Here is a 21,136-nt window from a genome sequence, read left to right on the forward strand (position 1 = left end):
CCAAAGCCTAGGATTTAGCCTGTGTTACAAAACCAGTTTTTCCACCAGGGCAAAACGTAATATTGTAATTTACTTTATTGATTTCAGTTGCCTTGTCCCCTTTTACCTGACACATGAAAGTGCTACTGAAATCGTCTTCAGCATAAGTGTAAACGGAAGGGCAGGCTTTTTTCATCCATAACAACTGGGTGCGTGCATAAGTTTCGAAAATGACATCGGATTTACCACAAGCTCGTGTATAAGGAGGCGGTGCTACTTCGACGCCTAACTTATTCCAATCCACGCAGCCATGTGGCGTTTTGTTTGAGCAATTAAAGGGCGCTCCAAAATTTTTATCAATTGCACAAATTTGATTTGCAGTCCAATAACCCAATTGCGGACCACACGTTTTTTGGAGGGTTGGTGTTTGATCGGGCGTGTAACTTAACCCACATTGTTCGAAGCCAACACAATCTTTCGGCGCTGTGCAAGATTTGCCGCCTGCTTTAACCCAAATATAATCCTGGGTAGGGGGTTGCAAGGTCCAGTTGCATCCTCCCATTTGATTTTGTGGCTGAACGGATCCTGCTTTTCCACAAAGATAAGGGTTAACATTTTTTGATTCATTGACTAAGGGTGAAATGGTCAGCGGTACATTCATTCCATTAATAATGGCAATGTTATAAAAGTCCGGCGAACTTTTTCCTAAGGAAAATTCAGCTTGGGTAGCAGGTTGATTAAACCTTTTTCCTAGGGAACAGCTTCCATCACCGCCGCCACAATCCGCTGTTTCACAATGCTGACCCGTGCATTGGGTGCGTCCAGCTACAGCACCGCTCCAAATTGTATTCAAACCATTTTCATAAACTGGAATTTGAACTTGCGATGTACCATTTTTTGCATCAAGTTTGAAATTACCGTCTGTAGGTATAGGATTTTTCCAGAAACATTGTTTACTTCCTGCACCACGATCAACACAGACCGATCCTGCATAACAATCGCTATCTGCTTGGCAGCTTGCGCCAGTCCGATTGGGTGTAATGCCACTCGTCAATCCAAACCATATAGGAAATGGACAGTTATTAGTAAAATGAATCGTTCTGGCGCTAGATTGAAGATTGCTGGAAAGCGTCTGAGCGATCTGGTCTTGCGCATAATTCATTTGCACATCAACTGTGGCACCGGCAACAACTGTAACCGTGGTCGGTTGAGCAGTATAAGTTTTTCCCGCAGCCGAAATGGCAACGCCTGTCACCAAATAACTACCTGGTTCAAGGCTGCTTAGTTTCCATCTACCACCCCAATCAACTTGGCGTTGTTGATTATTCACCAAACCGTTGATAGCAATGATGGGAACAGGTAAATCTGCTGCTGGGCTTGCTGAAGTTGTTACATTGACAGCCCCACCTGTTTCATCCGGTGGAACCGGATCATCACTTTGCTCAGTTTTAAATTCAAAAGGTCCGGTGGGCGCGGGAATAGTAGGGGGCGCATAAAATTTGATAGTCAGGGGGCGCATGCAATAGGGGTCGGAAGGTAATTCTGGAATGAATTCTGTTCCGCCACTCAAAACAACCTGGGCTCCTTCTTGACTGACGAGATTCCATGCAGCCCAAGGCTCGCCCCAAATATTAGTCGGCATAGGAGAAGCATAATTAAAACGAAATTCCATTTTTTTTAAAGATAATGATTTACCCGAAGTATTGCAAAGCGAAATGGTTTCAACCCAGTTGGCATTCGCTACACTCACTGTCATGGGTACAGGTGTCGGGATTAATAGTCGGGCATTCCGTAAGGGAATATTTTGAGTGAAAGGAGCATAGTTGTCAGCTAAATTAAATGTAGGTGCGGTATAGGCACTTGCCGAAAATGAGAGAAGCGCGATTAAGCTGAATTGAAGATAATATAAAAGGCTAAGACATTTTTTCAAAGTATGCACTCCATGCGATTTTATCCTAAACTCGACTATAGAAGATTTTTTTTTTGAGAGCAAATCAACCTGGGAAGGTATTTCCCTGCTGAAACGCCTCTTACTGATCCGATAAGAGAAGCTGGTTTCTGCTCTTTTTTTATTTCAATGTGCATGAGGAACATCATGAAGACTGAATCTAATCAAGTTTATATTCTAGGAAGTGCCCGTGTTCCTTTTGCAAAAAGTCAAACGACATATAACTTTGTCACCCGTAAAGCATTGATGGTTGCTTCTCTCAATAGTCTTGTCGAAACCTATAAACTGCAAAATCAACTTCTCGGTGACATTGCCCTTGGTGCAGTAATGAATAGCTCATTAGATTTTAATTTAGCTCGAGAATGTTTGCTGGATACTGCGCTCGATCCTGAAACACCTGCTTATAATGTTCAGCGCGCTTGTGGTACGGGTCTTGAAACAACTTGGCAAATCGCACTCAAAGTTCATACGGGCGCAATCGATCTTGGTATTGCTGGTGGCGTGGATACGAATAGCGATCTTCCGATTGAAGTGTCACCCCAATTGCAACGCGTATTGCTGAATATGAATAAAGCGAAGACCTTCACTGCAAAAGTGAAAGCATTGCGTGGTATTACGTTGCAAAGTCTTAAACCTACTATTGTAAACGTCAATGAACCTCGTACTCATCTCTCAATGGGTGAGCATTGTGAATTAATGGTCAAAGAATGGGGAATTTCACGCGTTGCGCAGGATCAATTAGCATTAGCAAGTCATATGAATGCATCAAAGGCTTATAACGCAGGTTTTTTTGATGATTTGGTTTATCCGTTTCAGGGTTTGAAAAAAGATGGCACATTGCGTGCAGATACAACGCTTGAAAAACTAGCGCAATTAAAACCAGTTTTTGATCTTGAAGCCGGAACGTTAACTGCGGGCAATAGTTCTCCCCTAACAGATGGTTCAGCCTGTGTCTTAATAGGAAATGACCGAAGTGCAGAAAAGTATAGTCTAAAGCCACTCGCAAGATTAATTGACGTGCAAGTGGCCGCGGTTGATTTTGTACATGGCGCTGGACTTTTAATGGCGCCTACAAAAGCTGTGGCGCAATTATTGATACGTAATCAACTTTCGTTTCAAGATTTTGATTTTTTTGAAATCCATGAGGCATTTGCGGGACAAGTCCTTTGCAACTTAAAGGCTTGGGAAACAGTCACTTATTGCCGCGATGTACTCGGTTTACCCGCAGCGCTAGGCACGATTGATCGCACGAAATTAAATGTAGTAGGTAGTAGCCTCTCAGTGGGCCATCCTTTCGCTGCAACGGGCGCACGGATCACCGGAACACTTGCAAAACTTTTAGCCCAGGGGGGTAAAAAGCGCGGTTTAATTTCGATTTGCACAGCTGGGGGCATGGGCATTGCTGCACTATTGGAATCATACTAAACATTCGCATTTTAATTGTCTAAATTATTTTTAGATAAAACAGGCAAAATTTGTATGATATTTTGTCGGGGTAAATTCCACAATGTCATACTCAGTAACGCCATTCACGTTAAAGGGATCTTCTTTTAAAATGCCTTCAAGTTGTTCACGATCTTTTAAATTAGAAATGATAATCGCACCATTTCTGGGTTTTTTTGGTCCTGAAGTCACAAAAAAATTATAACGATAGCCTTCTTCTAAATAGGCACGATGCTCAGCTAAATGTTGATCAACAATTTCTAGTGGTTGTTTATAAGTAAGCGTTACGATAAACATTAATTTGACATCCTGTTTTTGGACGAAAGGGTGAAACAGCATTATACCTTTGATTGGCATGAGGTCTATGGTTGCGTATGATTTTCATCAGTTTTATACAAGAACAATTTTTAACGTTAAAATCACAATTCATCTACTATTTTACATCTACATTTTTAATAAACTTAATTCTTATTGCCTCGTATGTCTTATCCTCCTAGCAGTAGACTTCGGTCTAGTTCGCGACAAAAAATCAGTTATAATGATGAACCTTAATTGCAAGCAATGATGTTATTTTTCTGATGGAATTTATTTAATCCTTATGTCAAATATAATTCGATATCTATTCGCGCTCTCTTTAATCACAACATTATCACACGTAGCTTTTGCACTTCCATTTTCGCCGAGAGCGCCGTTAACAAACCAAACGACGTCAGTTTTAAGTCGCGATGTCCAAGTGGCAGTTAGCATGACACCATTTCCCAGTCCGATGCTTGCCAATAACAAGGCATATTTAGTCTATGAAGTGTATTTAACTAATTTTAGTTACACGCCAATTAAATTAATCGGCTTAGATTTACTGGATGCACAAAATCCAACGCAATCCATTATGCATTTCGATGAGAATTTACTTTTAACGATGGTGCACCCTATCGGTACACCTGCGCAGAATAAAGATAAAGCTTTACTCTTATCAGGCCAACAAAAAATTGTTTTTTTATGGGTACCTTTTGAAAATGCAGCGAAGGTACCTCCATTAATTAAGCATCAATTTCATTTTCAAATGATGAATCCTGAATTGGAAAGAGTTTCTCTAACACCGCAAATCATGCAGGTCGAATCGACGCCCCCCATCATTGTGGGCGCGCCCTTACAAGGTGATAACTGGGTCGCATTTAATGGTCCGTCAAATTCTTCTAAGCATCGAGAAGCTTATCGTGTGGGTGACGGAAAAGTTTATTTTGCGCAACGTTATGCCATTGATTTTGTGCAGCTGGGGAAAGATGGACAGACGTTTACGGGAGATAAATTTAAAAACGAGAGTTATCATTGCTATGGTGCCAACATTTACGCGGTATCAGCGGGGCAGGTCGTTGCGATTCATAATGACATTCCAGAAAATACACCCGGCGATCAAAGAGCCATAAAAATTACTGCAGACACAGTAGGCGGGAATTATGTTGTTTTGGATATTGGGTTCCAACGTTATGCTTTTTATGCTCATATTCAGCCAGGTACAGTGACTGTTAAGCCAGGTGACCTTGTAAAGAAAGGACAAATTTTAGGTAAAGTCGGTAATACGGGTAATTCGTCCGAACCTCATCTCCACTTCCATATAGTCGATAAGCCAACTTTTATTTATGCAAATGGTGTCCCTTATGTTTTCGAAGAATTTTATCTTCATCCAAGTAAGGTTTTAGAGGGTGATGATATCCGCATTCAAATGTTGGGACATGCCATGATTAAAGTAAATAATCAACTGATGTTAGAAAATGATGTGGTGATGTTTGGTAGTAGCTAGGGTTAGCTGCTATGAATCATAATCTAAAAAAGCTAAGCTTTAGTTTGCTTAAAATTTATAAATGATAACAAAGGATGGAATCATTTGTGAGACATTCTCTTATTCTTTTAAAAACTAGCTTTTTACCTCTATTTTTTACGATTGCAGTTATCGATTGTTTGAGCTCGAGCCAAGTCATAGCTCAAGCACAATCTTCAGCAGTTACGACCCCGACACCAAACCCTGCAGCACCTGCCTCTGCTCCTGCTCCTGTCACAACGACAAGTCCTAATATCATGGTCATTATGGGTGATGATGTAGGTTGGTTTAATATCGGTGCTTACAATCAAGGCATTATGTCCACTAAAACTCCTCATCTGGATCAACTCGCAGCAGAAGGAATGCGCTTTACCGATTATTACGCTGAGCCGAGTTGTACGGCAGGACGGGCTAATTTTATTACCGGTGAATTACCCATACGCACAGGTTTGACTACGGTTGGGCAAGCGGGGGCGGATGTTGGTATGCCTGCCCAAGCGCCAACTATAGCAACCGCTCTAAAAGCGATGGGTTATGAAACAGGACAGTTTGGTAAAAATCATTTGGGGGACCTCAATAAATATTTGCCCTGTGTGCACGGATTTGATGAATTTTACGGTTATCTTTATCACTTAGATGCGATGGAAGATCCTTTTTGGCACTCCTATCCCCAAGCGCTTAAGGACAAAGTCGGCCCACGGAACATGATTCATTGTGTGGCGAATGGTGTAGATGATGTCACTGACCAACCACGATGGGGAAAAATTGGCAAACAAACGATTCGCGATGAGGGACCGCTCTCGCCTGAGCGGATGAAAACCGTTGATGATGAAATTTTAGATCGAACTTTCAAATTTATGGATAAAGCCAAAGCTGATGGTAAGCCTTTCTTTATTTGGCTCAATCCTACGCGTATGCATATTTTTACCCATCTTTCTGATAAATATAAAAATATGATGACATCCGAAAATGGTTGGTATGTCGAAGAAGCGGGCATGGCGCAATTGGATGACATTGTAGGATCTGTCATGCAGAAAATTAAAGATATGGGTATTGATGACAACACCATTGTCGTTTTCACCACTGATAATGGCGCTGAAATCATGAGTTGGCCCGATGGCGGCATGACCCCTTTCGCGGGTCAAAAGGGTATGTCATTAGAAGGCGGCATGCGTGTCCCCGCCATCGTTCGATGGCCCGGTAAAATACCAGCCGGTAAAATTGAAAATGGAATTATGTCCGGGCTTGATTGGTTCCCTACCTTTGTTTCCATTGCAGGAAACCCAAATATTGCGAATGAATTATTAAAAGGAAAAATGCTCAATAATATTAATTATAAAGTTCATTTAGACGGCTACGATCAAACCAACTTGATTACAAGTAAAGGGCCTTCTAATCGACATGAAATTTTATATTTCACGGAAAGTAATTTAGGTGCCGTAAGAATTGACGATTATAAATATCAGTTTACCAGTCAGCCAGGGGGATGGCTTGGTGCTACAGTCAAATTAGACTGGCCGTTAATTACTAATCTAAAATTAGACCCTTTTGAACGTGTGAGTTCGCAAGGTATGGGATATGGTATGGACTTTTATGCCCATGAGTTTTGGCGATTTGTTTTTGTTCAACAAGAAGTTGCGAAACTCGGTGAAACGTTTGTGCAATATCCGCCAATGCAAGTTGGGGCGAGCTTTAATCTTGAAGCAGTCAAACAACAAATCATTAAGGCTATTCAATCTAAACAAGGGCAATAAAATATGAATGATAAACGGGGGACGAAAGTCCCCTCAAGGTTTTAGCATGAAAAGAAAAAGTCAGTTGCACTTATTAGTTTTGATTTTCATGATCAGTTTTGGCATGAGTGCCAAAGCTGATCCCTTACCCTCATGGCAGGCTGGCGCGGTCAAGGATAGTATTCTGCAATTTGTTCATGAAGTAACAGACCAAGCAGGACCAAATTACGTGCCCCCTGCTCATCGTATTGCTACTTTTGATAATGACGGGACGTTGTGGGTTGAGCAGCCCGCTTATACGCAAGTCATCTATATGTTTAACCGTGTTAAACAATTGAGTCCCCAGCATCCCGAATGGAAAGAACAACCGCCTTTTAATGTAATACTTTCAGGCGATCGAAAGGCACTTGCTAGTCTCACGATGCAAGAATATGAAGAAGCCATCGCTGCAACGCACGCGGGGATGACGGTTGATGCTTTTATACAATCGGTACAAGATTGGTTAGCCACAGCTAAGAGTCCACGCTTTAATCGGCCTTATACAGAATTAATTTATCAGCCGATGCGAGAAGTCATGCGCTATTTGCGTGCTAATCAGTTTAAAATTTATATTGTTTCAGGCGGAGGCCAAGAATTCGTTCGAGCTTTTGCCGAGCGGATTTATGATGTTCCAACCGATGCTGTGATTGGGACTGCGACTAAAACCAAATATACCTATCAAGGTAATCAACCGGTTTTAATTAAAATGCCTGCCATGTTATTCATTGATGATAAATTCGGTAAGCCTGAAGCCATCAATTTATTCATTGGTCGCAAACCTATTATCGCTTTTGGGAATTCAGATGGAGATAGAGAAATGTTGGAGTGGACCCAATCGGGAACCGGCAAGCGTTTAATGTTACTTGTTCATCATGATGATGCTAAGCGTGAATATGCCTATGGACCGCAATCGAAAGTGGGTACCTTTTCTGCAAGTTTAATGGAAGAAGCTAAAAAAAATAAATGGCAAATTATCAGTATGAAAAAAGATTGGAAATTCATTTTCCCCTTTGAAAGAAAATAAAATCTTATGAAAACGTTTCGTCGAAACCTCATCGCCAGTTTTTTTATTTTAGTGGCACTGATGACTATCCTCTTTTATTTATACTCCCGAAACGATGATGCATCGCGCACGGCAATGGTTTGGATTCCGGGTGGTGAATTTATGATGGGCAACAATACTCGTTTCGCGCATGCTAATGAAAAGCCACAACACAAAGTCCGTATCAATGGGTTTTGGATGGATAAAACTGATGTTACGAATGCACAATTTTCTGAATTTGTTAAAGCAACCGGTTATCGAACCACAGCTGAACGATTGCCTGATTGGGAAACAATACGCGTGCAAGTGCCAATGGGTACACCCAAACCTTCTGATGACAAAATGATAGCAGGCGCAATGGTTTTTACCGGCACGACACACGCGGTACCTCTTAATGATTGGTCACGGTGGTGGGCATTCGTCCCGGGCGCTGATTGGCAACACCCGCAAGGTACAAGCAGTTCTATCCGCGGCAAAGAAAATCACCCCGTTGTCCAAGTTTCTTATGAAGATGCGCAAGCTTATGCTAAGTGGAAAAAGAAAGAATTGCCAACGGAGGCGGAGTGGGAATTTGCAGCACGCGGAGGTCTAGATCAAAAGCATTATAGTTGGGGTGATGAATACCGACCGGAAGGAAAGCACATGGCTAACACTTTTCCGGGCGATCAATTTCCCATTGTAAAACCTGAATACAAAGCAAAAATAGGGACCACGGAGGTGGGACATTACCCGCCCAATGGATACGGTCTGTACGACATGGCAGGAAACGTTTGGCAATGGGTAGCCGACTGGTATCGGGCCGATGCCTTTAGCCATCAAGCACAACTTGGAATTGCTATTAATCCGCAGGGTCCGCAGGAAAGTTTTGATCCTTACGAAACAATTGGCCCATACAATGCACCCAAACGTGTGATACGTGGGGGTTCATTTTTATGTGATGAAAGTTTTTGTAGTAGTTACCGTCCAAGTGCAAGAAGAGGAGTTGATCCTTACAATCCGATGGAACATATCGGATTTCGTTTAATAATAAGAAAAGAAAACATTAGTTAGCCGCCATGTTCTTATTTAACATTTAAAAATTGCATTCTCTTTGCAATCCATTCTCCGAACCTCTATCTCTCTTATTTCTCAACCACGATGGCGAAGTTTGAGTAATGCTGCTGATAACGTTGAAGAAGAAAGAATGAGTACCAGGCTTAGGACTAACTTAAGCACGAGAGCAACAAGAAGGGGGAAAGGTGGAAATTGAGGCTGGAACAATCGCGGTGTGATGATGTAGGCCCGCACGTAAGCATAAATCCAAGCGAGGAATTCAGGGGCTGTTACGATGAAGATCAATATGCCCATGGCAGAAAATACCATAGCCTGAAGGTTTAGCATATCTAGTGGTGTATCGGGGCGCGAAGTCATCTTAGCGGTACGCTTCGTGATAATTTCGGCAAATTCATTGGCCAGAAGCCACAGCAGTATAGGAATGAGTAAGGTTAATAAAGGAAGAAGAATTGCCAGGAATTTTATTGTGAAAGGATAAGTTACACCAGCAGCGGGACCTTGACTGTATAGGGTGGACAAAGTTATGACCCAACTTGGCAAACTACCCAGCATTTCAAGGCCGAGATAAATAGCCAGAAGTTTAATGCCAATGAGGGCTAAGTCGTATTTAGTTAATTCAGCCATAAAAATTTTTCCCTCTTTTCTTCACAATTAAGCTAGCCAAGTTTCGAGTTAGATCATAACAACATAGTATAGACTTCGCTACGTTGAACGCTAGAAGTGCTCACTGTCTGTTGGGAGTGAAGGGATTTTCAGCAAATCATGTGATTCTTGTATGATAGGGAAAGAATAATTAAAAGCGCCTTGTAGTTCGTACGGACAATCCTAGAGGCGCCTCTGATTGTTATTCCTATTTCCCTGAGATAATATTGCCCATTGAAGCTAATTTATTCAATTAACAGGAAAGGAATCGTCATTATGCTACAACAGTTTTCTCATTACCGTCTCTTCGTACTCTTTGTTTTATGCTCCCTGCTTTTTGGCTGTATCAGTGGCGGATTTACTGTTTAATTACAAGGAAGGTATCTCATGAATTTATTAAGAACGTCACTTAAAATTGCGAGCATTGCAACGTTAAGCCTTGCTTTCAGCAGCGTTGCGCAAGCAAACAATATCTTTGCCCAAGTCAATGCTTTTTCAAGTTGCTTTGATAAAATAGGTCAAGCGCTCGGATGCTATACCCTTGATTGTGGTCATTGGTATGTAGGCGGTAACATTGGCGTGGCCCATTTACATGATCGTGCTAACCCTTTTTCTGATGATTCTGTCGATGAAAATGGTCCAGGCGGAAGTGTAGTAGGTGGTTATCAAATCAATAGCATCATTGGCGCAGAAATTGGCTATACGGGTTATACCAATTCTCGAGAATATGCAGGCTCAACCCTCATTGCTAAAACTGAGCATTATGCAGTTCATTTAGCAGCTACAGCGCGCTATCCACTATTTGACGGATGGAGTGCATTAGGAAAATTAGGTGTTGCTTACAGCTATGCACAAAAGATGGCTATTGCAACAGGCTCTGCTGCAAGTTCAAGTACAGGCAATCTCTATTGGGGATTAGGGTTAGATTATAGTGTTACGCCAACGATAGATTTCATTGCGCAATTTGCAGAAGCCAGAGGCAATCGCAGCACGGGTAGCTCTGATTTATGGTCACTCGGTGTTGTTTGGGCGCTGGTTTAAAAGAAAGATAGATAAGGTTGAAGTCAGTTATGATTTAATGCTGACTTCAATTGAATGCATCAAAGGAGAATAGCATGGCTAAAAACAAACTAACCAAAAAAAAGAAAAAACCGACGGTAAAAAAGAAAAAGTTAGTTACCACACAAAAGAAAAAAACAGTTAAAAGCAGTGTCAAAAGAAAAGTTAACAAAACGGGTGCTAAACCTAAAAAGAAGAAAATTTTAGCTATACCGCAAGGCTACACGGAACTTACAGCTTATTTAATTGTACATGACGCATCTCAAGCCATTGAATTTTACAAAAAAGCTTTTAGCGCAAAAGAAACAATGCGCATGGAGCAACCCAATGGAAAAGTAGGACATGCTGAGTTGAAAATTGGCAACGCGAGAATTATGTTGGCTGATGAATATCCTGAAATGAATACTCGCAGTCCTCAGTCAATTGGCGGAACGCCAGTGGGGATTCATCTTTATACCAAAAATGTTGATGAAACCGTTGCAAAAGCAGTAGCAGTCGGTGCAAAACTTACCCGTCCGGTAGAAGATATGTTTTATGGCGATCGAAGTGGTTCTTTGGAAGATCCCTATGGACACGTTTGGTACGTTTCCACGCACATTGAAGATGTAACTCCCGCGCAAATTAGAAAACGCGCTGCTAACCTATTCGGTGGCAAATACTAGTTCCAAAGTAATGCGAAGTGCATAATCCAGGATATCTATCATCTGGATTATGCTTTTGCGTCTTTGACCTGTTTATTTTGATGCTTAAGATAACTTTTCAATTGCACCATCCAGTAAATCAAGTTGTTCGGACAAGTCTTGCAATTGTGTTTGCCAGTAACGTGGCGTATTAAACCAAGGAAAGCTCGGTGGAAAAGCAGGATCATTCCAGCGATTGGCAAGCCAAGCTGAATATTGAACCATCCGTAAGGATCGAAAGGCTTCAACAAGATGGAGTTCACGAAAATTTAAATCATGAAATTCACAATAGCCATCAAGAATGCGATCTAATTCTTGTTTTACTTGTTGAGTATTACCGGAAAGTAACATCCAAATATCTTGAATGGCGGGCGCCATCAGTGAATCATCTAAATCGACAATACGCGGCCCTGTTTCATTCCACAAAACATTTCCTGCATGACAATCACCATGCACACGAATGTAATCGATAGGACCGACGAGCTTAAAACATTCAACCACTTTCTCTAAAACTGATTCTACAACATTGCTGTAATTCGCTTGGAGATAATCTGGAATAAAATGATGATTCATTAGAAATTGGTAAGGAATGTAACCATGCGTTTGCGCATCTAAACGCGTGCGATGTTTAAACGGTGTAATCGCACCAACTGCATGAAGTCGACCAATAAAGCGGCCCATCCATTCTAATTGATCAAGGTTATCTAACTCTAACGGACGCCCTCCAAGGCGCTTAAAAAGTGCAAAGCGGTAATCTTGATAATGGTGCAGCGTTTGATCGGCAATCATAAGCGGTGCAATAACTGGAATTTCATATTGGACTAATTCAGCAGAAAATTGATGTTCTTCTAAAATAGATGCATCCGCCCAGCGATGCGGACGATAAAATTTGGCAATGATGGGATCTGATTCTTCAATCCCAATTTGATAAACCCGATTTTCATAACTATTGAGGCTGAATAAACTTCCTGTGCAGCGCAATCCTACGCTCTCAACAGCGTCTAAAATAAGACTTGGGTTAAGATTAACGAAAGGCGTGTTCTGATCGGCAGTTATAATTAAGTCTTTTTTAGTCATTATGGACGTATAATAAAGCACTATCTATTGCTTGTTAACTGCTATTTAAAAAATAACGAGATTAGTATGTTTATTCTACAATCACACTTTTATCAAATAATGAAAAGCTGAGGGTTTTGAATGGAACGCGTGGCGATTTTTGTTGATGTTCAAAATATTTATTACACTGTAAAGAGTTGTTACCGTTGCCATTTTGATTACACTGCCTTTTGGACGCAAGTGACTGCGAATCGAGAAGTTGTGTATGCCTATGCCTATGCCATTGATCGTGGTGATCAAAAACAAATGGATTTTCAAAGAATTTTGAAAAATATTGGCTTTAAAATCAAGCTAAAACCCTTCATTGAGCGAAGTGATGGCTCAAGTAAAGGCGATTGGGATATTGGTATAACGATTGATATTCTAGATAGTGTAAAAGATGTTGATACGATCGTCTTAGCATCGGGCGATGGCGATTTTACAATTTTATTAGAAAAAATTCATAATGATTTTGGCATTCCTACTGAAGTTTATGGTGTGTCCACACTCACGGCTAACTCGCTTAAAAATGCAGCACAAAAATATATTCCTATCGAAGGTCATTTATTAAAAAAATAATTGTGGAATTTTACTCCTGCACAAAATTGCGCAAGTACCTAAAGAGTTCAGTTTCTGCTCCCGAATTTTTTTGGATGTCGCGATCATGTTGAGCTTTGCGAATAAGTTGACGCAATAGTTGTCGATCAGCATCTGCATAATTTTCTATAAATTGTTGTAAAGCAGGATCGCCTTGGGCAATAAGTTTCTCGCGCCATGCTTCAATGTGATTGAAAGAGCGTGTTTGTAGTTCGTGACTATATTGAATTTTTTTGAGTGCCAGCCGGAGCGGTTCTGGATCAACCTCACGCATTAATTTTCCAATATATTGTAATTGACGTCTTATCGATTCGTGCGTTTTCAAAGAACGTGCAAAGTAAATGGCATCCCGTAAACGATCGGGAAGTGGCACTTGAGCTAATTGCGATTCAGATAGTTTAATCAGTGCTTCACCAATTTTCTGTAGGGCCGTCATATCCTTTTTAAGTTGCGATTTACTAGGTGGCTCTTGATCGTGATGATAGTCTGACATGCTTAATCATTGCTCGGTTATGGATAGGTTAGTTGAAACTATTTTATCACTGAACGGAAGCGTGCAGGAATAATTTGTTAAGCTTTAGAGAATGGAATTGCTATTTGAATAAACCCAATTTAGCGGGAGTTATTGAATTGGAGTTAGCCAATTGTTGTTCCAAATCCTGCACGCGTTGTTCTAACATTGCAATGGTGCCCTTTTGTGTTTTAATCGTTTTTTCTAATTTCATGAGGGAGAGAGGTTGGCGCAATTGTTCAATCAATATAGCGATCGCAGGCGTTGCTTTTTTATACGCCATACTCATAGGCGTTCGATTATCAAATGAAATAGCAAAAGGGTCGGCGCCAGAGTTAATCAACAATTCGATCATCTGCACGGAATTATATTGCACAGCGAGATGAAGCGGCGTTTCATTATATTTGTTTTTCACCTTAACATCCGCTCCGAAATGAAAGAGCAATTTCGCCATGGCGGAAGAATTTATTTCTTCATCAGTGTTCATTGCTAAAAAATGTAAAGGGGTCATACCATCGTAATTTTTAGAATTAACTAACGCACCTTTTGCGCATAACATTTGCACAATAGCTTCATGGTTAGGCTCTGGTTCGACCGTGCTTAAATTTGGTTTTTTGGAATTCAAGCAATAAGCTACTGCATGTAACGGGGTGTCGCCTGCTTTATCTTGATGATGAATGTTCGCGTTATTGGCAAGTAATAAAGCAGCGATATCCGCATATCCATGCTGTGCTGCATAGTGCAAAGGGGTTGAACCTTTATCGTCACTACTTTCAAGATGAGTAGATAAGATTAATAATGATTTTATTTTCTCCAAGTTACCACTGTTAGCTGCAGCATGTAATGGAAATTTTTTTTCAAATGTTAAGTCAGGTAATATTCTTAGCATTGTAATGATTTCTCTGTGTTGAAATAGGGGTTATACGCTAAATAATATTTCAATGAATATCAATGAGATTCGTCTGACGTTGGTTATCACACAAAATGTGACAAAGCTTTTAAATATATCAAAAAGATTTAAATTTACGAACTCGGACTTTCATTCTGGTTTTTATTAAACATTGCAAGCGCGCGGCGTTTGATATTGACATAAGATTCTTCGGCTGAATCACGAATCGTTTCGGTGCTGATGCATGTATTATAAATGGCATAAGCCATTAAACTTTCCAACACATCCAAGATATCACGCGCTTTAGCGAAGGCGTCATATTTTTCATCATGAGCCCCAGTCTTTTCGATGACATCAGAAATATTTGCAAGCATTTGTTCTCGATAATTTATGTTAGTGTTTTCCATACTTACCTCAACGTGAAAATACATTAGATGATACAGTTGTAGAAAGCTCTGGCTCTTGTGATGAAGGGGGAGGGAGTAATCCAAACTTAAGTAATAAACTCGAATTATTATTAGCTCGTGAAGGATTTTTATCTTCATTCACAACAACGGGTGATTGAATTAAGTTTTGCTCTTGCTGAGCTTGCGATACTTCTGATGGGACGAAGTCAGTCGTTCTAATAATGGGTGAGACCTCCACAGAGATATTGAACTCAGTTAACTGCCCATATTTTTGATGTTCAATGTCATGTCGGTTCATGCCGATGATATTAGGTTCTTTACTAAATTTTTCTGGGTTACTGAATAATAATGATTCATCTATTTTTCGAACAAAAGCATTATAGGGATTTGCATCTTCAATCCCCCGCTCAACGCAGCGATAGGTTGTTTCTCCGCACTCACGCAAATGGTTCCCAGTCCACGTGGCAGCGCGATACATTTTTCGCCCCGCTAATCGTATTTTTTCACGCGTTAAATACAAAGCATAACTTGTTGCAAGGAGTAAGGGTGCGATAAGTACTTCACTGGTTTCTTTAATATGTAAGGCTAACCACGATCCAGCGCGATGAAGAGATCGTCCAATTGTTCTCACAGCTTCCATCGTTTGAATGGCTGCAAAACTAAATGCCCGTAAAGGGGGAATAGCAATGGTCACCAATAAATCGCTTAATTGATATCCTAGCCAAGCAGCTGCTTGAAATATAGGCCTAATAACCGCACCCAGGGCGTGTTCTATATATTTTGCAGAAAATGAGATAGCTCGACTTAAAGTCGTGTTTATTGCATCAATCACTGTACTGGCTTCAGCTGCAATCCAAGTCGTCGCTCGCCATAACGCGCGTGCGAGAAAAGTGAAATGTTGATAAGTATAAATGGCCAATAATTCCCCAAGTCTTGCAATGGGACGGGCAATGTCTTCAGCGACTTCGCGCGCTTGATGCGCAAGCCAAGATAAACTGCGATAAAGTATTCTTGCTGTCGTTTCAAAGACTGCATAGATGTTCCGCGCAACAAAATCGATGGCTTGCAAAAGCGGGGTACAAATATCTTCGACCATTTCTTGTATATGTTTACTTACCCAAGTTGTGCTGCGAAATATTATTCGGCCCAAGTTTTCACAAATTTCCTTAAAGTGTAATGCCAGAAATTCTAACGCTCTGCCAAAGGGTCGTAAGCCATCTTTTGCAAAATCAGTCGCAAGGATTGCGCCATGATGTAATCTTCTAAAAATGTTTAGGGAAAGAAACTGAAGTGAAAAGATAATATGAGAAACTAAAAATTCTGCTCCCCTACCAATAGGCCGCATGATGTCTTCAGCAACGTGGTGTAAATGTTTTCCCAACCACATTCCGCCCCGAAGAAGCTTGCGACTTAAATCAAATGCAGTTTGCTGAATATGGTAAGCAACAAAACTGAGTGCTCGACCCAAAGGAATAAAATCGTACTCCAACATATCTTTAATATGATGCGCAAGGCGGTAAATCCCACGATTAATAGGACGTAAGATTGCGGTAAGCACATCATAGGTGAAGAGGCTGGTCAAGATTAGACCGCGAATAATGGGACGCATCACAGTTTGCAAAGTTTCCTGCAGCTGTTTGGTTACCCATGATAATGAGTGATGAATAATACGCTGACAATCCTCTGCACCTTCTGTTAATTTGTAAAATAAACTCTGGATGGGTCGATTCACATAATCCGTTACACCCCGAGTAAGGGTTAGCATGTTAGCTATTGCGCGATTATTTGCCGCAAGATGCCCGTCGCGTTTTCGTAGGAACTGAATATCTTCTAATTTTCTTTCCGCCTTGAGCGCAGTCCAAAATGACTCGCGGAGCGCACGTCGCTCACGATCGTCTTCTGCATGTTTCGATTTTCTTTCAAGCCAATAAAGATTACGGTCAACTATTGTTTGATGATCTTCTGCAGAATATTGTTCCAGGTGCCGTTGCCAAAAAGTAGATTGTTTTGTTCTGCGTGCTTCATCTTTTTGCGCGTAACTCTTTTCAAGTTGGTCCCAAAATTGTTTTTGGGTAAGCGGGCGTTGTGCATCTGCTTGTTTATGACGGATGGCACGTTCGTTCCAAAACAATTTCTTTTCTAAGCTTCTGGCAGAATCTTCATTATGTTGTGTTGTTTTGAGTTCTTGCCATTCAAGGGTACGTTTAACAATTCTTTCCGCATCTTCTTTCTGATGATTTTCTTTACGGTCGCGCCAATAAGTTTGGGTGGTTGTTTGAAGATTAATATCAGTTTCTTTTTCCTGCGCGATAAGATGTTGCCAAAAAGCTGCACGTTCAATCGGACGGTTCTTATCGTTCTGCTCATTATGTTCACGACGTTGCTGCCACTGTTGTTTTCTTAACGCCGTTCTTTCGATGTCTTGTTGCGCATGTTTTTCTTTACGAGTTTGCCAATAACTCTGTCTTTGTTGCTGGCGCACTTCGCGGTCTACGACAGATTGTTTTTGGCGATCTAATCGCTTGCGGTTGTTTTTCTCAACGCGAAGCAGATCTGCATCTTTTTGAGTCTGGACACGTGTTGCCCAAAATTGTGCGCGCTGAAGAGGTCGATCATGATCTTCTCTGGCAATCCGTTCTGCACGCTGTTCAAAAAATTGTTTCGCGGCAGCTTTCGATAATTCGTCTTGAGTACGATGTTTTTCAAAACGTTGTTGCCAATAAACTTGTTTTGCATTTTTTTGAGCGGCATCTTCTTGTTGTTGTTTTAGGGTTCTTGTTTGCCAGTACGCATTCCAATTCACGTGGCGGAGATTATTTTCTTCAGCAAGGGCATTTTCTCTTAAATGCCAAAATTCAGCGCGTTTATTAGGACGTTCGATATCTTCTTGTTGATGACGCTTGGATCTTGCTGTCCAAAATTCCCCCCGGTCAAGCTTTCTCTGGTGATCTTCATGAGTGCGAGCTTCTGATTGCAATTTCTTTGTTAGGGTGCGGAGAAATTTTGTTTCTTCTAATTGACGATGGTGGTCCGCAACAACGCAGGTTAAAAACTCACGTTGGTAATCTGCGTAAGCTTGATCGAAATTTCGGTGGGCGATTTCACGATTTTTCCAAAATGCTGCTCGCTGATTTGTTCTGCTCTGATCTTCGCTGTTTCTGCGGAGGGAGGTTTCAACATCGCGATATAACTGTGAATACATTGCCTTACTATCCGGAATTTCATTTTCCGTGACGGTTTCTAAAGCTTTTTTGATTTCTTCGATTGTTCGGCTGCGGCCCCACATAGTAGTACCACCTTCTTTTAATTATTTTTTACGGAGATAATTTGATCAAAAAATGTGCAAAATTATAATTATAGTGATTAATGATGACCACCCTTGGCGCACTTTATCATTAGTAAAGCTGTTTTACAATTAGACAATTTTTTGTCATTGTTAATCCAATTTTTAAATCAATTTTAATTTACAGTAAAATGAACGCTGATAAAGAAATGAGGCTTTTTTTATGTCTTCTGAATTATCCATAGAAAAATTACAAGCCTGTGTTGGAAAGGAGTTTGTTCACACCGAGATGACAGAAAAAAAGATTGCAGGTACACCTTATCGGGGTGGCGTCGCACAAGTGGATTTTCTAGCAATTGTTGATCCCGGAGATGTCAATGAAATTAGTACAGTTGTTCAGTATTGTGCTGAAGAAAATATCGCTATTACAACGCAAGGTGGGCTCACTTCATTGACCCTTGCCTCGATTCCCACACCCGTTGAAAAAGAGCAACGTCTACAAATTATTTTACGAATGAAAAGACTGCATAACATTCTTTCTTTTAAATATGATTCAGCAGGCAAGGTGATTGCAGTGACCGCTCAACCTGGCATAACGCTTGCCTCTTTGAATGAGGCCCTCAAACCTTTAAGAGTGAAGGTTCCAATTGGTTTAGCAATCGGTTATCAAGCCGAACTTGGAGGAATGGTTGCAACGAATGCTGGCGGAACGGAAGCTGCATTTAAAGGACGACCTGAAACGTTGGTCGAAGCATTAGAGGTCGTAACTGCTGAAGGTGCCATTGTTCATTTACCCAGAGATGATAGTCCTCATTTGCAACTCAAAGATTTTATTGGCCAAGAAGGGACAACTGGCATTATTACTGCGATTACCATTAAAACTATTCCGCTACCCTCGCAACGAAAAGTTGCATTAATTGAAACACAAACACTCACTGGCATGTATCGGTTATTGCAACTATTGAAGGACCAGGTGGGAGTTTACCTTAATGCTTTTGAACGCATCGATCTGAATATTTTAAATTTAATGTGTTACTACTACCAAAAGCCTGATCCTTTTCTTCAACGTAGAGAGTTAGGGAAAAAACCTGCAAAGCATGTACTACTTATCGAATTAGATGCAGAGAATTTGCAAATTGATTTAGGCCAAAAGTTACAACATGTTTTAAATACGGCAAAAGAATCAGACATCATTGAATCATTCTGGATGGGAAATACGGAACATGAAGCGAAAGAAATATGGTCTTATCGTAATGTCATATTGTCAGAATCTATAAAACGTCGTGCACACGATGTAACTGGGACGACGGTTGCTTTTGATTTAGGTTTACCGGCCGAGGATCATGCACCTTTTCCTAGTGATGCTTTTGAAAAAAAACTTAAAGCTCACCTCCCCGATATTGAACTCTATAGCTTCGGTCACGCTGCCGGTGGAGGAAAGGGAGGCACATTATTACATTTTGATATTGTAGTTTCTAAAGGTACTGATGCTGCATCAATTGAAATCCTTAAACAAATTGTCTACCAGGAAATTGTTGCGCGTCACGGAACGATAGCTGCAGAGCATGGCATCGGTATCTACCGACAAACCGACTTCAAAAAGTATGATCCAGAAGGTTATAAAATTAGACTAGAAAGAAAAAAAAGACTTGATCCAAAAAATATCTTCAACCCCGGTAAAGTTGTTTCTATTGCAGATGTCAAAGGTGCTGACTAAAAAAGATCCGAATGTGCAGAATCAATAAGTCATTTTAAAATCCAAATCATTCAATTGTTGCTATGATGCAGCGTAGCTCGACGTCTGTTTATCTTAAACCAATTTTGTTTGAGCTATTTAGTTCACTAGATATAAAAAGATATTTTGAGTTTTAATATAATCAATAAGGAAGTAGCGTATGTTCAAAATAAAATTGAAGACCACTATCAAGTTAGGGAATATGATATCGACCATTATTTTATTGTCGATGTTGTATATACCTACTTTGCGGGCGGACTCTATTATGACACAAAATAAATTGATTTATTCAGAAGTAGGGAAGGGTCAGCCGTTAATTTTGCTTCATGCTTTTCCGGCAGATCAAAATTTATGGTTGCCACAACAAGAAGGCCTCAAAAATCATTTTCGCGTTATTACCTTAGATTTACGCGGCTTCGGTCAATCTGGAGCAACGGATGGTCAAGCGGTCACGATGGAAGAATATGCCGATCAAGTTAAGCAATTAATGGATCAACTTAATATTAAGAAAGCCATTATCGGTGGTGAATCCATGGGTGGTTATGTGACCCTTGCATTCCTTAAAAAATATCCCGAACTTACTGAAGGCCTCATTTTATCAAATACACAATCCATTCCCGACACTACCGAGCAGCAATACAAACGCGAAGCAACAGCTGCCTTTGTATTGACACACGGGTCCACTAAATTAATTGATGATTTTTTACCGAAAGCACTATCTCCTATGGTTGCAAAACAAATTCGCGCCGATTTAAAAACAATGTTGGAGGCGCAACCTGCCACTAGTATCGCTTCTGCTCTGAGAGGAATGAGCAAGCGTGATGATACGACCCATATTCTAAAGGTTACAAAACAACGTGTCTTAATTATAACAAGTGATCAAGATGTTGTTGTTTCACCGCAACAAAGTCAGTTTATGCATGAATGTACTTTAAATAGTCGCCTCGTCATGATCAATAATGCAGCTCATCTATCAAACCTTGAACAACCTTTAGTGTGGAATAAAGCTGTTCTCGATATGTTTAGTAATAAACATTAAAAAAGTAAAATTTGCGATAGGATGGAACACTTAAGTTCAACCTATCGTATTTTTTATCGTCATTTCAATATTAGGCCTAATCTTCCTAACAAATATTAAGGAAAATAAAAATACCTTAGCAATATCATTAACTCTATTTATTACTT

Annotated in this window: 18 protein-coding genes; 10 read left to right on the plus strand and 8 right to left on the minus strand. The window is 40.5% G+C overall.

The annotated features are described in order from the left end of the window. Positions 1-7: 7 nt before the first annotated feature. A complete protein-coding gene (locus H0W64_10810; protein ID MBA3662212.1) occupies positions 8-1,909 on the minus strand; it encodes a hypothetical protein in 1,902 nt (633 codons plus the stop codon). 165 nt (positions 1,910-2,074) lie between these two features. Between H0W64_10810 and H0W64_10815 the strand changes: the two genes are divergently transcribed. Continuing rightward, positions 2,075-3,352, plus strand: a complete 1,278-nt coding sequence (locus tag H0W64_10815; GenBank protein ID MBA3662213.1) for an acetyl-CoA C-acetyltransferase — start codon at positions 2,075-2,077, stop codon at positions 3,350-3,352. Between the two features lie 30 nt (positions 3,353-3,382). Here the strand turns inward: H0W64_10815 and H0W64_10820 are convergent, their stop codons facing one another. Next, positions 3,383-3,667, minus strand: a complete 285-nt coding sequence (locus H0W64_10820) for a GTP cyclohydrolase (GenBank protein ID MBA3662214.1) — start codon at positions 3,665-3,667, stop codon at positions 3,383-3,385. A 301-nt stretch (positions 3,668-3,968) separates the two neighbouring features. Between H0W64_10820 and H0W64_10825 the strand changes: the two genes are divergently transcribed. From H0W64_10825 to H0W64_10840, 4 genes are all read left to right on the plus strand, one after another. Then, entirely contained in the window at positions 3,969-5,168 is a 1,200-nt protein-coding gene (locus tag H0W64_10825) for a M23 family metallopeptidase (protein ID MBA3662215.1), read from the plus strand. Between the two features lie 74 nt (positions 5,169-5,242). Further along, entirely contained in the window at positions 5,243-6,940 is a 1,698-nt protein-coding gene (locus H0W64_10830) for an arylsulfatase (GenBank protein ID MBA3662216.1), read from the plus strand. 46 nt (positions 6,941-6,986) lie between these two features. After that, positions 6,987-7,982 carry a haloacid dehalogenase-like hydrolase gene (locus H0W64_10835; protein MBA3662217.1) on the plus strand — a complete coding sequence of 332 codons (996 nt, stop codon included), beginning with the start codon at positions 6,987-6,989 and terminating at the stop codon, positions 7,980-7,982. A 6-nt stretch (positions 7,983-7,988) separates the two neighbouring features. Beyond that, positions 7,989-9,050: a formylglycine-generating enzyme family protein gene (locus H0W64_10840; GenBank protein ID MBA3662218.1), complete on the plus strand. Its 1,062-nt coding sequence runs from the start codon at positions 7,989-7,991 to the stop codon at positions 9,048-9,050. Positions 9,051-9,128: 78 nt separating this feature from the next. Here the strand turns inward: H0W64_10840 and H0W64_10845 are convergent, their stop codons facing one another. Next, positions 9,129-9,677, minus strand: coding sequence for a hypothetical protein (locus H0W64_10845; GenBank protein MBA3662219.1), 549 nt, complete (start codon positions 9,675-9,677; stop codon positions 9,129-9,131). Between the two features lie 405 nt (positions 9,678-10,082). Here H0W64_10845 and H0W64_10850 point away from each other — a divergent pair, with 405 nt between their 5' ends. Together H0W64_10850 and H0W64_10855 are read left to right on the plus strand one after the other, a co-directional pair. Then, complete coding sequence (locus H0W64_10850; GenBank protein ID MBA3662220.1) at positions 10,083-10,736, plus strand: outer membrane beta-barrel protein; 654 nt, start codon at positions 10,083-10,085, stop codon at positions 10,734-10,736. A 74-nt stretch (positions 10,737-10,810) separates the two neighbouring features. Next, the gene (locus tag H0W64_10855; protein MBA3662221.1) at positions 10,811-11,416 is read left to right on the plus strand and encodes a VOC family protein; all 606 of its coding nucleotides are present in this window, start codon (positions 10,811-10,813) and stop codon (positions 11,414-11,416) included. Between the two features lie 84 nt (positions 11,417-11,500). On the opposite strand, the gene H0W64_10860 is transcribed toward H0W64_10855, so the two are convergent. After that, positions 11,501-12,511, minus strand: coding sequence for a serine/threonine protein kinase (locus H0W64_10860; GenBank protein ID MBA3662222.1), 1,011 nt, complete (start codon positions 12,509-12,511; stop codon positions 11,501-11,503). A 120-nt stretch (positions 12,512-12,631) separates the two neighbouring features. On the opposite strand from H0W64_10860, the gene H0W64_10865 reads away from it, so the two are divergent. Continuing rightward, positions 12,632-13,108, plus strand: a complete 477-nt coding sequence (locus H0W64_10865) for an NYN domain-containing protein (GenBank protein MBA3662223.1) — start codon at positions 12,632-12,634, stop codon at positions 13,106-13,108. 10 nt (positions 13,109-13,118) lie between these two features. Here H0W64_10865 and H0W64_10870 read toward each other — a convergent pair whose 3' ends face one another. The 4 genes from H0W64_10870 to H0W64_10885 form a co-directional block, all read right to left on the minus strand. Then, on the minus strand, positions 13,119-13,619 hold the full coding sequence (locus H0W64_10870; protein ID MBA3662224.1) for a DUF615 domain-containing protein: 501 nt from the start codon (positions 13,617-13,619) through the stop codon (positions 13,119-13,121). A 100-nt stretch (positions 13,620-13,719) separates the two neighbouring features. Continuing rightward, a complete protein-coding gene (locus H0W64_10875) occupies positions 13,720-14,526 on the minus strand; it encodes an ankyrin repeat domain-containing protein (protein MBA3662225.1) in 807 nt (268 codons plus the stop codon). A gap of 134 nt (positions 14,527-14,660) precedes the next feature. After that, on the minus strand, positions 14,661-14,933 hold the full coding sequence (locus H0W64_10880) for a hypothetical protein (protein MBA3662226.1): 273 nt from the start codon (positions 14,931-14,933) through the stop codon (positions 14,661-14,663). A 7-nt stretch (positions 14,934-14,940) separates the two neighbouring features. Next, positions 14,941-18,219: a hypothetical protein gene (locus H0W64_10885; GenBank protein MBA3662227.1), complete on the minus strand. Its 3,279-nt coding sequence runs from the start codon at positions 18,217-18,219 to the stop codon at positions 14,941-14,943. 220 nt (positions 18,220-18,439) lie between these two features. Between H0W64_10885 and H0W64_10890 the strand changes: the two genes are divergently transcribed. Further along, on the plus strand, positions 18,440-19,933 hold the full coding sequence (locus tag H0W64_10890; GenBank protein ID MBA3662228.1) for an FAD-binding oxidoreductase: 1,494 nt from the start codon (positions 18,440-18,442) through the stop codon (positions 19,931-19,933). Between the two features lie 205 nt (positions 19,934-20,138). Further along, positions 20,139-20,990, plus strand: coding sequence for an alpha/beta hydrolase (locus H0W64_10895; protein ID MBA3662229.1), 852 nt, complete (start codon positions 20,139-20,141; stop codon positions 20,988-20,990). Positions 20,991-21,136: the final 146 nt, after the last annotated feature.

This window comes from Gammaproteobacteria bacterium, assembly GCA_013816845.1.
Lineage (GTDB): Bacteria > Pseudomonadota > Gammaproteobacteria > DSM-16500 > DSM-16500 > Aquicella.

Bases quoted from the DNA above. Each gene is read 5' to 3' on its own strand.
- H0W64_10815 (MBA3662213.1), top strand. From the start codon at position 2,075: ATGAAGACTGAATCTAATCAAGTTTATATTCTAGGAAGTGCCCGTGTT.
- H0W64_10820 (MBA3662214.1), bottom strand. From the start codon at position 3,667: ATGTTTATCGTAACGCTTACTTATAAACAACCACTAGAAATTGTTGAT.
- H0W64_10825 (MBA3662215.1), top strand. From the start codon at position 3,969: ATGTCAAATATAATTCGATATCTATTCGCGCTCTCTTTAATCACAACA.
- H0W64_10830 (MBA3662216.1), top strand. From the start codon at position 5,243: ATGGAATCATTTGTGAGACATTCTCTTATTCTTTTAAAAACTAGCTTT.
- H0W64_10835 (MBA3662217.1), top strand. From the start codon at position 6,987: ATGAAAAGAAAAAGTCAGTTGCACTTATTAGTTTTGATTTTCATGATC.
- H0W64_10840 (MBA3662218.1), top strand. From the start codon at position 7,989: ATGAAAACGTTTCGTCGAAACCTCATCGCCAGTTTTTTTATTTTAGTG.
- H0W64_10845 (MBA3662219.1), bottom strand. From the start codon at position 9,677: ATGGCTGAATTAACTAAATACGACTTAGCCCTCATTGGCATTAAACTT.
- H0W64_10850 (MBA3662220.1), top strand. From the start codon at position 10,083: ATGAATTTATTAAGAACGTCACTTAAAATTGCGAGCATTGCAACGTTA.
- H0W64_10855 (MBA3662221.1), top strand. From the start codon at position 10,811: ATGGCTAAAAACAAACTAACCAAAAAAAAGAAAAAACCGACGGTAAAA.
- H0W64_10860 (MBA3662222.1), bottom strand. From the start codon at position 12,511: ATGACTAAAAAAGACTTAATTATAACTGCCGATCAGAACACGCCTTTC.
- H0W64_10865 (MBA3662223.1), top strand. From the start codon at position 12,632: ATGGAACGCGTGGCGATTTTTGTTGATGTTCAAAATATTTATTACACT.
- H0W64_10870 (MBA3662224.1), bottom strand. From the start codon at position 13,619: ATGTCAGACTATCATCACGATCAAGAGCCACCTAGTAAATCGCAACTT.
- H0W64_10875 (MBA3662225.1), bottom strand. From the start codon at position 14,526: ATGCTAAGAATATTACCTGACTTAACATTTGAAAAAAAATTTCCATTA.
- H0W64_10880 (MBA3662226.1), bottom strand. From the start codon at position 14,933: ATGGAAAACACTAACATAAATTATCGAGAACAAATGCTTGCAAATATT.
- H0W64_10885 (MBA3662227.1), bottom strand. From the start codon at position 18,219: ATGTGGGGCCGCAGCCGAACAATCGAAGAAATCAAAAAAGCTTTAGAA.
- H0W64_10890 (MBA3662228.1), top strand. From the start codon at position 18,440: ATGTCTTCTGAATTATCCATAGAAAAATTACAAGCCTGTGTTGGAAAG.